The sequence below is a fragment of the Cupriavidus sp. UBA2010 genome, from assembly GCF_002335265.1.
Classification (GTDB): Bacteria; Pseudomonadota; Gammaproteobacteria; order Burkholderiales; family Burkholderiaceae; genus Cupriavidus; species Cupriavidus metallidurans.
Genome location: NZ_DDCI01000015.1, coordinates 218,212 through 231,268 on the forward strand (window position 1 = coordinate 218,212; position 13,057 = coordinate 231,268).

A 13,057-nucleotide genomic window follows, 5' to 3' on the forward strand; every position below is an offset into this window, starting at 1 on the left:
GCGAATTCCGAAGCCCCGGGCATGTTTGTGGAGGTACCGCCATGCCCACCCTGACCACCGATCATATCGACATGCTGCGCCACGCCGTGCGCGGCAAGGTGCTGCTCCCCGCCGATGCGGGATACGAGACAGCACGTACGGTCTGGAATGCCACCGTCGACCGGCGTCCGGCGATCATCGTCCAGTGTTCGGGCACAGCCGACGTGATGCAGGCCGTCGGCTTCGCGCGCGACCGTGGCCTGGTGCTCGCGGTGCGGGGCGGCGGGCACAACATCGCTGGCAGCGCGATCTGCAACGGCGGTCTCGTTATCGACCTGTCGCAACTGCGTACCGTCCACGTGGACCCACTCGAACGCGTAGCGTGGGTGAGTCCCGGCGCCACGCTCGCCGATTTCGACCATGAGGCGCAGGCGCAGGGACTGGCCACGCCGCTCGGCATCAATTCGACCACCGGCGTGGCTGGGCTGACACTTGGTGGAGGCTTCGGCTGGCTCACGCGCAAGTACGGCATGACTGTGGATAACCTGCTGGGCTGCGAGATCGTCACCGCTGACGGCACGCGTCACTGGACCGACTCGCGACACGAGCCCGAGCTGTTCTGGGCGTTGCGCGGCGGTGGCGGCAACTTCGGCGTGGTGACGCTTTTCCAGTTCCGACTGCATCCCGTGGGGCCGATGATCACGGCGGGCCTGCTGGTCTTCCCCGCGGTCGAGGCGAAAACCGTGCTCCGGCAATACCGCGCCTATGTGGAATCGACGATGCCGGAGGATCTCAACGTCTGGGTCGTGCTGCGCAAAGCGCCGCCGCTACCCTTCCTGCCGGCCTCCGCGCATGGCAAGGATGTGGTGGTGCTGGCGGTGTTCCACGACGGCGATCCGGCCGCCGCGGAGAAAGCGATCGAACCGCTGCGCAAGTTCGGGGAAACCGTGGGCGAACACGTCGGACAGATGCCTTACACCGCGTGGCAACAGGCCTTCGACGCGCTGCTTGGTCCGGGCGCCCGCAACTACTGGAAGTCGCACAACTTCACGCGGCTCGAGGATGGTGCGATCGACGCCATGACGGACTTCGCACTGCGGCTACCGTCGCCGCTGGCGGACATCTTCGTCGGGCAGGTGGGCGGCGTGGCCAATCGCGTGGCGCCCGAAGCCACCGCGTATCACCATCGCGACGCCCGCTATGTGCTGAACGTCCACGCGCGGTGGGAGCGTCCCGACGAGGACGCCGCCTGTATCGCCTGGGCGCGCGACTTTTTCCGCGCCACGGAAAGGTTCGCCACTGGCGGTGTCTACGTCAACTTCCTGACCGACGATGAAACCGCGCGCATCGGCGCGGCCTATGGCCCGAACTACGCCCGCCTGGCGCAGATCAAGCGCACCTACGACCCGCAGAACCTGTTCTCCACGAATCAGAACATCGCGCCGGCGTCCTGATACCGATTGCTCCACATCGTCGGCCACGCGTTGCTATGATGCGGCGCATGGCCGACGACTTTTTTATCCCGCATCAGGAGTACGACATCACCGCGATCCGCGCCCAGGGCGCGGGCGGGCAGAACATCAACAAGGTGTCGAACGCCGTGCATCTGCGCTATGACGTGCGTGCGTCGTCGCTGGAGCCCGATCACAAGGAGCGGCTGCTGGCGCTGCACGACCATCGCATCACGCGGGACGGCGTGGTGGTCATCAAGGCCCAGCAGCATCGCAGCCTGGAGTTGAACCGGGAAGAGGCAATCCGGCGGCTGCACGAACTGGTGCGCAGCGTGGCGGAGCCGCCGCGCGTACGGCGGGCCACGCGGCCGACGCTGGCGTCGCGCAAGCGCCGGATCGAGGCCAAGACCCAGCGCGGCCAGGTCAAGGCCCTGCGCGGCAAGGTGTTTGATTAGGGAATCGATCGGGCATTTGATGCCGGTAGCCGATCAGGTAGTTGGTTCGGTGTCGCGCGCCCGGGATTCGAACAAACATTTCAAACGGACGGGGCGGAGCGGACAGAAGTGCCGATTGGAGTGCATCCTCGGCGCCAAAGCGTTGACTTCGCCGCCGAATCTGGCGATTGTCGACGGCAGCTTTCCTGATGACATTCACGCGCGACAAGGCGCTTCCCCCATGTCCACTGCAACACCTGCCGCTGCCCTCGAGCCGATTCCCCGGGATCCGGGCTGGCCGATCTTCGGCAACCTGTTCCAGATCACGCCGGGCGAGGTCGGCCAGCATCTGCTGGCGCGCAGCCGCCACCACGATGGCATCTTCGAACTCGACTTCGCCGGCAAGCGCGTGCCGTTCGTGTCGTCGGTAGCGCTGGCCAGCGAGTTGTGCGACGCCACGCGCTTTCGCAAGATCATCGGACCGCCGCTGTCCTACCTGCGCGACATGGCCGGCGACGGCCTGTTCACCGCGCACAGCGACGAGCCGAACTGGGGCTGCGCGCATCGCATCCTGATGCCGGCGTTCAGCCAGCGAGCGATGAAGGCCTACTTCGACGTGATGCTGCGTGTGGCCAACCGGCTGGTGGACAAATGGGACCGCCAGGGCCCGGACGCCGATATCGCCGTGGCGGACGACATGACGCGTCTGACGCTCGACACCATCGCGCTGGCGGGCTTCGGGTACGACTTCGCATCGTTTGCGAGTGACGAACTCGATCCGTTCGTAGTGGCGATGGTCGGCGCGCTGGGGGAGGCGATGCAGAAGCTCACGCGGCTGCCGATCCAGGATCGCTTCATGGGCCGGGCGCATCGCCAGGCTGCCGAGGACATTGCGTATATGCGCAATCTGGTCGATGACGTGATTCGCCAGCGGCGCGTGTCGCCAACGTCGGGCATGGATCTGCTGAACCTGATGCTCGAAGCGCGCGATCCCGAGACGGACCGGCGGCTTGACGACGCCAACATCCGCAATCAGGTCATCACGTTCCTGATTGCCGGCCACGAAACCACCAGCGGCTTGCTCACGTTCGCGCTCTATGAACTGCTGCGCAATCCGGGCGTGCTGGCGCAGGCGTATGCCGAAGTCGACACAGTGCTGCCCGGCGATGCGCCGCCGGTCTATGCCGATCTGGCGCGTATGCCCGTGCTCGACCGCGTGCTGAAGGAAACGCTGCGGCTGTGGCCGACCGCACCCGCCTTCGCGGTGGCGCCGTTCGACGACGTGGTGCTGGGCGGCCGCTACCGGTTGCGCAAGGACCGTCGCATCTCGGTGGTGCTGACTGCGCTGCATCGCGATCCGAAGGTCTGGGCGAACCCCGAGCGCTTCGATATCGATCGCTTCCTGCCCGAGAACGAGGCGAAGCTTCCCGCCCATGCCTACATGCCATTCGGACAGGGCGAGCGCGCGTGCATCGGCCGCCAGTTCGCGCTGACCGAAGCCAAGCTCGCGCTGGCGCTGATGCTGCGCAACTTCGCGTTCCAGGACCCGCACGACTACCAGTTCCGGCTCAAGGAAACGTTGACGATCAAGCCCGATCAGTTCGTGCTGCGCGTGCGGCGGCGCAGGCCACACGAGCGGCTCGTGACCCGGCAGGCATCGCAGGCCGTTGCCGACGCCGCGCAGACAGACGTTCGCGGGCATGGGCAGGCGATGACCGTGTTGTGCGCATCGAGTCTCGGCACGGCTCGCGAACTGGCCGAGCAGATCCATGCCGGCGCCATTGCGGCGGGCTTCGACGCGAAACTGGCCGACCTCGACGACGCCGTAGACGCCTTGCCCACTTCGGGCCTGGTCGTCGTCGTGGCCGCCACCTACAACGGCCGCGCGCCCGATTCGGGTCGCAAGTTCGAAGCAATGCTCGATGCGGACGATGCCAGTGGCTACCGCGCGAATGGAGTGCGGCTGGCGCTGCTCGGCTGCGGCAATTCGCAGTGGGCGACGTACCAGGCGTTCCCGCGTCGCGTGTTCGATTTCTTTATCACCGCAGGTGCGGTGCCGTTGCTGCCGCGTGGCGAAGCCGATGGTAATGGCGACTTCGATCAGGCGGCCGAGCGCTGGCTCGCACAACTCTGGCAGGCGCTGCAGGCCGACGGCGCGGACTCCGGCGGCCTCGGCGTAGTCGTGCAGGTGCGCAGCATGGCGGCAATCCGCGCTGAAACGCTGCCGGCCGGCACGCAGGCGTTCACGGTGCTGTCAAACGACGAACTGGTAGGCGACCCGAGCGGTCTGTGGGATTTCTCGATCGAGGCGCCGCGCACGTCGACGCGCGATATCCGGCTGCAACTGCCTCCGGGCATCACGTATCGCACCGGCGATCACATCGCGGTGTGGCCGCAGAACGACGCGCAGCTCGTTTCCGACTTGTGCGAGCGACTCGATCTCGACCCCGATGCGCAGGCCACGATCTCCGCGCCACACGGCATGGGGCGTGGCCTGCCGCTCGACCAGTCACTGCCGGTGCGGCAACTGCTGACGCACTTCATCGAGCTGCAGGACGTGGTCTCGAGACAGACGCTGCGTGCGCTGGCGCAGGCCACGCGCTGCCCGTTCACGAAGCAGTCGATCGAACAACTTGCTTCGGACGACGCGGAGCATGGGTACGCCACGAAGGTGGTCGCGCGGCGGCTGGGTATCCTCGATGTGCTGGTCGAACATCCGGCGATCGCACTGACGCTTCAGGAACTGCTGGCGTGCACTGTGCCGATGCGGCCGCGCCTTTACTCGATTGCATCGTCGCCGCTGGTATCGCCCGATGTGGCGACGCTGCTGGTCGGCACCGTCTGCGCGCCGGCGTTATCCGGGCGCGGGCAGTTCCGTGGCGTGGCGTCGACGTGGCTCCAGCATCTGCCGATCGGCGCGCGGGTATCCGCGTCGATCCGCACGCCGAATCCTCCGTTCGCCCCGGACCCCGACCCGACGGCGCCAATGCTGCTGATTGGTCCGGGCACCGGCATCGCGCCGTTCCGCGGATTCCTGGAGGAACGCGCATTGCGGAAGATGACGGGCAATGCGGTGACGCCGGCGCAGCTCTACTTTGGCTGCCGCCATCCGCAACATGACTGGCTCTATCGCGAGGACATCGAACGCTGGGCCGGGCAGGGTGTGGTCGAGGTTCACCCGGCGTACTCGGTCGTGCCGGATGCGCCACGCTACGTACAGGATCTGCTCTGGCAGCGGCGCGAGCAGGTCTGGGCGCAGGTACGGGACGGCGCGACGATCTACGTCTGCGGCGATGGCCGCCGCATGGCGCCGGCGGTACGCCAGACGCTGATCGACATCGGCAAGGCTCAGGGTGGCATGACCGACGAGGCGGCGTCCGACTGGTTTGGCGGTCTCGTCGCGCAGGGCCGCTATCGGCAGGATGTCTTCAATTGAGCCGCTGAGTTCCCGGTTGGCAGAAATCCGCTGAACGTTGTCAGTCGGACGGCTACGCCGACCCGTACGCTGGGTGCCATCCCCATTTCCCTTTCGGAGACGCGATGGCTTCCCACGCATTGCGGCAGGCGCGCGTGTTGGCGCTGTGCCAGGCACTCTATACCTCGGCGCTGTCCGTCGACCTGACATTGACCGGGCTGGTCGGCTACACCCTCGCGCCGAACAAGGCGCTGGCCACGCTGCCATTCGCGCTGATTACCGTGGCATCGGCGCTGACCGCCATCGCCGCGGCATTCCTGATCGAGCGGCTTGGCCGACGCCCGGCGTTCTGCCTCGGCGCACTGGCCTGCATGGCCGGTGGTCTGATTTCGGTGCTGGCGATCTGGCGGCACGACTTCGTGTTGTTTTGTCTCGGTACGGCGCTGGTCGGAGTGTTCCAGGCATTCGCGCGCTTCTATCGCCTGGCCGCCGCCGATGCTGCGCCGCTCGCCGAGAAGCCGCGCGCGATATCGGTCGTGCTGACCGGTGGGGTGGTGGCGGCGGTGTGTGGCCCCGCGATCGCGGCCTGGAGCGCTGACATGATGCAGCCGCTGCCGTTTGCCGGTTCCTACGCGGTAGTTGCCGTGTTCGGCGCGTTATCGGTGGCTGTGCTGGCGCTGGCCTATCGGGAACCGTCAGCAGCGGCGCACGCCGCGGCAGCTGTGGATAGCCTTCCGGCCCGGCCGCTCGGCGAGATCGTTCGCCAGCCTGTGTTCCTGGCATCGTTTGCGAACAACGGTATCGGCAACGCCGTGATGATGTTCATGATGACGGCCACGCCGATCGCGGCCGTGGCGTGCCAGCACACGATCAAGCAGGGCGCCCAGATCATCGAATGGCACCTGGTCGGCATGTATGCGCCATCGTTCTTCTCTGGCTGGCTGCTGCAGCGCTTCGGCAATCCGGTGATGCTGGTGAGCGGCATTGCGTTGTCGGCGCTCGCGGCCATCGTCGCGCTGTGCTCGACCACGCTGCCGGCCTTCTATCTCGCCCTGCTTTGTCTGGGTGTGGGGTGGAACTTCATGTTCGTCGGCGGCACGACGCTGCTGACCAGCAGCTACCGCCCGGCGGAGCGGGCACGGACGCAGGCGGCCAGCGAGTTTTCCACAGCCGCGCTGACCGCGCTGGCCACACTGGCGGCGGGGCAGGTGTTGAACCAGTGGGGTTGGCAGGGCGTGAACCTGGCGGTGCTGCCGGCATTGGCCGTGGCGCTTGCCGTGACGCTGGCGTGGCAGCGTCAGGAGCGGTTGGCGCCGTCGGCGGCGGGCGTATGATCGGCGCATCCGCGCCCAATCACTTGCCCCCCATGCACCCAGCCCATGAACCGCCGCGCGTTGTGGTCATCGTCGCGCCCGATCCTGCGCAGGAACTCGACGTCACCGGGCCGACCGCCGTGTTCGGCGCCGCCAACAAGCTGTGCGGCCGTGAGTCGCCGCCCTACGACCTGCACGTGGTCAGCGTCAGCGACGATGCCATCGTGCGTACGGAGAGCGGTCTGCGCATATTGGCGGACGCGCCGTACCACCGCATCGTCGAGCAGGTGGGCAGACCGATCGACACGCTGCTGATCTCGGGCGGCTCGGGCCATGCGCGGGCCGCCGAGGACGAGCGGCTGATCGGCTGGCTACGCACGCAGGCGACGCAGGTGCGGCGGATGGGCGCGGTTTGCACCGGGGCGTTCGTGCTGGCCGGTACGGGGCTGCTCGACGCGCAGCGCGTGACCACCCACTGGCGTCACGCCGAGCGCCTGGCCCATCGGCACCCGCAACTGGACGTCGATGCCGATCCGATCTGGATTCGCGCGGGGCGCTTCTATACCTCGGCCGGTGTCTCGGCTGGCATGGACCTGTCGCTCGCATTGGTCGAGGAAGACCTGGGGCACACGGTGTCGCTGGACGTCGCGCGGGATCTGGTGCTGTTCCTCCGGCGTCCGGGCAATCAGGCGCAGTTTTCGACGGTGCTGCGGGCGCAGGCGGCGCAAAGCCCTGAACTGCGAGCGTTGCAGACATGGATTGCCGATAACCTCGGCCGGGACCTGTCGGTTGGCGTGCTGGCAGAGCAGGTGGCGATGAGTCCGCGCAACTTTGCGCGGGTCTTCGTGAAGCAGGTGGGAGACACGCCCGCGCGCTATGTCGAGCGGCTTCGCGTGGAAGCGGTGCGGCGTCTGCTGGAAGGGAGCGATCGGCGGCTGGAAGCCATCGCGCATGTCACCGGATTCGGCAATGCCGATGTCATGCGTCAGGCATTCCAGCGCCATGTGCAGACGACGCCCGAGCGATACCGGGCGGCATTCCGCGGGGAAGGGCAGGCAGTGGCGCTGGCGGCCGCGTAGCCACCAGCGCTCTGCGGGGTTTAGTGGGTGCCTTGCAGGGCCGCGATGCGCGATTCGATCGGCGGGTGACTTGCAAACAGCGCCAGCCACGACTTGCCGCCCGAGATACCCATCGCCTGCATGTTCTGCGGCAGGCCGTCGGCGTCCAGACCACCCAGGCGGCGCAATGCCGCCACCATCGGGCTCGGCGTGCCGAGCAGCTTCGCCGCGCCGGCGTCGGCACGATATTCGCGATGACGCGAGAACGTGGCGACGATGACGCTGGCCAGGATGCCGAAGACGATCTCGCAGACCACCACGGTGACCATGTAGCCGATACCGGGGCCGCTCGACTCCTCGTCATTGCGGCGCAGCCACGAATCGACGAAGTAGCCGACCACGCGTGCCATGAAGATCACGAACGTGTTCACCACGCCCTGAATCAGCGTCAGCGTGACCATGTCGCCATTGGCGATGTGGGCCACTTCGTGCGCGAGCACGGCCTCGACCTCGTCGTGCGACATCGACTGCAGCAGGCCCGTGGACACAGCCACCAGCGAGCCGTTTTTCGACGCGCCGGTAGCGAATGCGTTGGGCTCGCCATCATAGATCGCCACTTCAGGCATCGGCAGGCCGGCGCGCGTGGCCAGCTTCTCGACGGTCTGCACGAGCCAGAGCTCCGTGCTGGTGCTCGGGTGGGTGATGACCTGGGCGCCGGTCGACCACTTGGCGATGGTCTTGGACATCAGCAGCGAGATAAACGAGCCACCGAAGCCCATCAGCGCCGCGAATGCCAACAACATTCCGAGGTTGAGGCCGTTCGAGGTCAGGAAGCGGTTCACGCCCAGCAGGCTGGCCGTGACACTGAGGACAAGCATGACGGCGAGGTTGGTCGCCAGGAACAGAAAGATACGTTTCATGGATGTGGGGCGAGACTAGGAAGAACGCGGACGGGCCGCAAGCGCGCGGCCCGCTGGATGCGAACTGCGCGATAAAGGTGCGCGCGAAGCAACCTTCGCGCGAAAGCGGGATCAGCCGCGCGGCGGGCGCGGCAGCAGAGGCAGGTCGGGGTCCGGCAGGGCGATGCGGGCGTACTGCGGCACCGCGCCACGGCCGGTTGCGGTTGCCATTCGCGGAAGCGGCGCGGGCAACAACTGCTCGGCGAAATCCGCGCCCGGTGGCGACGGTTCCGCATTATCGGCAGGGTAGGAGGAGTCTTGAGTCGTGGATGCCGGCGTATCACCACGATCGCCAGGATCGCCAGGATCGCCAGGATCGACGATAGCGGAAGCATCGGTCGCCACGGCGAGCGTGGCCCGAGTGACGTCGGCGACATCGGCCGTCTGATGCACCTGCGCCATGCCGACGCCTGCCGCGGACGTGCCGAGACCTGCCCATGCCTGCAACGGCAGGAAGGCAAGCAGCACAATCATCAGCAGTAACCGGAACGGTTGCACGAGAGGTCGGGGCGCGGGTGACGTAAAAGACAAAAAGACTGGCGTCGATTCTACAGGATGGCAGGGGCCGGCGCAGACGGTCGTCCCCACCCCGGCGTCACTATCCGACGATTCTCAGCGCGGCGCGTGTGCCCCACCATGCCGCTTCCTCGAACACGGAGAGTCCGCTCAGGTCGGCGTGGGCAAACAGGATGCGGCCGTCGGTCTCACGCAACGCACGGATGCCCGCGTTGCCCAGAAAGCCCGGCACCGGCGTGGCCATCGCGTGACCGCGTGCCGTGATCTCGACGGCGTCCGCATGGCGCCAGAATTCGCGGCCATAGACCGCGCGAAGATCGGACACGGCCAGATCCATCAGCGCGGCCGGGTCGGCATCCGCCAGCCATCGCCTGACGGCATCTGGCGATCCCCCGGCAGGCGCGCCGGATTCGGCGTCGAGCGGACAGTAGGCCGTGAACGCGGTGTGCGCCGGACGTGCCTGGCGGATCCACTGGTGCGTGGCCACGACGTAGCCGAGGCCGCGCGAGCCATGCACGACGTTGTCCCACGCCAGCGGCACGCCGGCGGCCTCCTGCGGAAACCCCCGCAGGTGGAACGATGAAACCAGCCAGGGCGCGTGATACTGCAGATGTTGCGCCGGGTCGAAGCCGAGCGGCTTCAGCGGCACGACGTGCGCGGCGACGTGCAGCGGCATCGCGCAGATTACGCGCCGCGCCCGAATGCGAAAGAGCGCGGGCGGCTGTGTGACGCCATCGGGCCAGTGCGCGCACAGCACACTGACGCCCTCCGACGTTTCGTCGATACGCACCGCCATGCCCGCGCGCCGCCATGGCTGGCCGGCATTCATCCGCGCATCGATCTTCGATGTCAGCCGCGTCACCATGCCGTGCAATCCGTCAGGCCATGTCAGCACCGCGCCATCGGCGGCATTGCTGGCATGGCCGCCACGGCTGGCGAAGTAGTGCAGGCCTGCCCAGGCGGACACGACATCGGCCCCCGCGCCGTAGTCGTCACGGCAACAGTAATCGGCGTACCAGTGCAGCGTTGGTGCGGTAAAGCCTTCGGCTTTCAGCCATTGCCGGAAGGTCTGGCGATCGAGCGCCGTCCATGCCGGGTCACGCGAGGACTCGGCGATCGGAATCGCAAATGCCTTGCGGCCATCGCTGCCGGTGGCGTGGCGCAGCGCATCCATGCGGGTGAGGAAGCGTGCGTGCTGCGCATCGTGATCGTCATGATCGGGCAGCAGGCCGTCCTGCCACTTCCCGTCGAAGAACAGCCGCTCGTCCGGCGCGTGCACCAACGCCCGTTCGTCGAAACGTGGGCGCGCATCGAATGGATCGCGCTCGATCACGCCGACGTCGGCCAGCATCTCGCGCACGTGGGTTGATTGCGCCGAAGGCAATGGCAGGTAATGCGCGCCGCGCGGAAAGCCGATCTCGCCGAACTGGCCGCCGGCCGCATTGCCGCCGAACTCGGGGCCGTCTAGCATGATGAAGTCGCGATGACCGGCGCGCGACAGTTGCCATGCGGCCGACAGCCCGCCCGGACCGCTACCCAGGATCGCCACATCGGTGCGCAGTTCGCCGCCCGGCTCCGGCCAGCCGCGTTGGTCACGCAGCGCGTGCCCCTCCGCCATGCCGGGGCGCAGGACCACCGGCGTGGGTTCGCGCAGGCCCAGGCCGCGCAGGAAGCTGTCGGCCTCGTCGCTGATGCGGCTACAGCCGGCCAGCGCGGTACCCGCGGCGGCGATCAGGAAGCGGCGGCGGTCCATCGGCGTCCTGGAGCAGCCGCTCCGGCAAGCGAACTTGCGGATGACTTGGCGGATGACTTAGCGGATGACTTAGCGGATGACATTGCGCCAGTCACGCTCGAAGTCGTGCACGAGAGTTTGTTCATTGAGCCGGTTCGGCTCGCCCTGGCGCGGCGCCATGTCGGCGGGAAAACGGAACATCAGCGCAGTCGTATCCCCGTCGAGGAACTTCATCGGCACGTCGTAGCGCGTCGGCGGCGTGTAGTCGTTGCGCTTGCCGGCCAGGATGTAGCCCCACTCGCCGAACGACGGCACGTAGGTATGGTACGGCCACGTATGCAGCCCGGCTTCACGCAGCGTGGCGTCGATGTCCCAGAACGAGCGCGGTGCGTAGTAGGGCGATGTCGACTGCACCACCGCGTAGCCCTTCTCGGCCAGATGGCGCGACATCAGCCGGTACATCGGCACCGAATACAGCTTGCCGAGCCCGAAGTTGGATGGGTCAGGCAGGTCGACGATGATCGCGTCGAAGCTGTCCTGGTTCTGCTCGAGCCATTGCGCGGCATCGGCGTTGACCACTGTCACGCGCTGGTCGGTCAGCGAGCCGTGGTTCAGTGCCCGCAGCGGTTCACTGCGCGAGAATAGCGTGGTCATCGCCGGGTCCAGGTCGACCAGTGTGACGTGCTCGATATTGCGGTACTTGAGAATCTCGCGCAGCGCCAGCCCATCGCCGCCACCGATCACCAGCACGCGACGCGCCCACGGCAGCGCCTGCAGCACCGGGTGCACTAGCGCCTCGTGATAGCGGTGTTCGTCGCGCGAGGAAAACTGCAGGTTGCCGTTGATGTAGAGGCGGAGATCGTCCTTCCAGCGCGTGATGACCAGCCGCTGGTACGGGGTGGTTTCGCTATGGATGATCTCGTCGCCGAACAGGCCGCGTTCGGCCCAGTGCGTCAGATAGTTCGAACCGGCGAAGCCGACTGTCAGCACCGCCAGCACCATGCCCGCGCGCAGCGTGCGCAACGTCGTGCGCGACACCTCGTCGCGGAAGATACGCAGTGTGAACAGCGCCACCGCGACGTTGAGCATGCCGAACAGGAATCCCGTGCGCGACAGCCCAAGCCGTGGCGCGAGCACCAGCGGGAATACCAGAGACACTGCCAGCGCGCCGAGATAGTCGAACGTGAGCACGCGGCTCACCAGATCGCTGAACTGGGCACGCCGCGCATTGAGGATGCGCATGACCAGCGGAATCTCCATGCCGACCAGCATCCCGATCACGAACACCAGCGCATACAGCGCGGTGCGGAATGGCGCGGAGAGCCAGGCGAATACCACGAACAGCAGCGCCGCCGAGATACCGCCGAGCAGGCCGACAAGGATCTCGATGTCGATGAAGCGGGTCAGGACGTCCTCGTCCTTCACGTAGCGCGAGAGCCACGAGCCGACACCCATCGCAAACAGGTAGCAGCCGATGATCGAGGAGAACTGGAGGATCGAATCGCCGAGCAGATAGCTCGACAGGGCGCCGGCAATCAATTCGTAGCCAAGCCCGCAGGAGGCTACGATCAACACCGAAAGGACTAGGGTACGGTCGCGCATGGGGCGGCGGTCGCAACAGGTGAGCAACAGGAGATCGCCCGGAGCGCGGCTGGCGTTCCGGCGTTTCACAAATTGATATTGGAAGGAATAGGACTGCGGCTATACTTTGCCGCGTAGTTTGCCGCTGGCATCGCCGCACGGCAAGCGCATCGCGCAGGACCGGTATTTCCACAACTTCATTGACAGGCCGCGTACCCGAACCATGCTACCCATCTACGCCTACGCCGAGCATCTGCTGGCCAGCCTTGTGCTGCTGGTCGTGTTCGTCGGAGTCTACACCAGGATCACGCCCTTCAACGAGTTCGCGCTGATCCGCCAGGGCAATGTGGCTGCCGCGCTCTCGCTCGGTGGCAGCACGCTCGGTTTCTGCTTCACGCTGTCGTCGAGTCTCCAGCACAACGACACCTTTCTGATGTTCCTGGTGTGGTCGCTGGTGGCGATGGTGGTGCAGGCAGTGGTCTACGCGGCGCTGGCGCGCGCATTGCCGGATATGGATGCGGCCATCGAATCTAACAATATGGCCATGGGCGGGCTGATGGGCACGATGTCGGTCTCGGTCGGCGTGCTCAATGCCGCGTGCCTGTCCTGAGGCCAGGAC

At 66.6% G+C, this 13,057-nt stretch carries 10 protein-coding genes; 6 read left to right on the top strand and 4 right to left on the bottom strand.

Translation table 11 applies throughout. From position 1 onward, the window contains the following. Positions 1-41: 41 nt before the first annotated feature. The 5 genes from B2246_RS11880 (at position 42) to B2246_RS11900 (ending at position 7,671) form a co-directional block, all read left to right on the top strand. Positions 42-1,433, top strand: coding sequence for an FAD-binding oxidoreductase (locus B2246_RS11880; protein WP_035884396.1), 1,392 nt, complete (start codon positions 42-44; stop codon positions 1,431-1,433). A gap of 47 nt (positions 1,434-1,480) precedes the next feature. After that, a complete protein-coding gene (gene arfB / locus B2246_RS11885) occupies positions 1,481-1,885 on the top strand; it encodes an alternative ribosome rescue aminoacyl-tRNA hydrolase ArfB (protein ID WP_035884426.1) in 405 nt (134 codons plus the stop codon). Between the two features lie 220 nt (positions 1,886-2,105). Next, positions 2,106-5,300 (top strand): bifunctional cytochrome P450/NADPH--P450 reductase, encoded by a 3,195-nt coding sequence (locus B2246_RS11890; RefSeq protein WP_286882230.1) that lies wholly within the window; start codon positions 2,106-2,108, stop codon positions 5,298-5,300. A 104-nt stretch (positions 5,301-5,404) separates the two neighbouring features. Beyond that, positions 5,405-6,613 (top strand): MFS transporter, encoded by a 1,209-nt coding sequence (locus tag B2246_RS11895; protein WP_186425447.1) that lies wholly within the window; start codon positions 5,405-5,407, stop codon positions 6,611-6,613. 32 nt (positions 6,614-6,645) lie between these two features. Beyond that, positions 6,646-7,671 (top strand): GlxA family transcriptional regulator, encoded by a 1,026-nt coding sequence (locus B2246_RS11900; protein WP_286882229.1) that lies wholly within the window; start codon positions 6,646-6,648, stop codon positions 7,669-7,671. Between the two features lie 20 nt (positions 7,672-7,691). On the opposite strand, the gene htpX is transcribed toward B2246_RS11900, so the two are convergent. From htpX to B2246_RS11920, 4 genes are all read right to left on the bottom strand, one after another. After that, positions 7,692-8,570 (bottom strand): protease HtpX, encoded by an 879-nt coding sequence (gene htpX / locus B2246_RS11905; RefSeq protein ID WP_008647421.1) that lies wholly within the window; start codon positions 8,568-8,570, stop codon positions 7,692-7,694. A 111-nt stretch (positions 8,571-8,681) separates the two neighbouring features. Continuing rightward, complete coding sequence (locus B2246_RS11910) at positions 8,682-9,083, bottom strand: hypothetical protein (protein ID WP_286882228.1); 402 nt, start codon at positions 9,081-9,083, stop codon at positions 8,682-8,684. 124 nt (positions 9,084-9,207) lie between these two features. Beyond that, positions 9,208-10,878, bottom strand: coding sequence for an NAD(P)-binding protein (locus tag B2246_RS11915; protein ID WP_286882227.1), 1,671 nt, complete (start codon positions 10,876-10,878; stop codon positions 9,208-9,210). 69 nt (positions 10,879-10,947) lie between these two features. After that, positions 10,948-12,459, bottom strand: coding sequence for a polyamine aminopropyltransferase (locus B2246_RS11920; RefSeq protein WP_224445423.1), 1,512 nt, complete (start codon positions 12,457-12,459; stop codon positions 10,948-10,950). Positions 12,460-12,661: 202 nt separating this feature from the next. Here B2246_RS11920 and B2246_RS11925 point away from each other — a divergent pair, with 202 nt between their 5' ends. Continuing rightward, positions 12,662-13,048, top strand: coding sequence for a DUF350 domain-containing protein (locus tag B2246_RS11925; protein ID WP_011517890.1), 387 nt, complete (start codon positions 12,662-12,664; stop codon positions 13,046-13,048). The last annotated feature ends 9 nt before the right edge of the window (positions 13,049-13,057 follow it).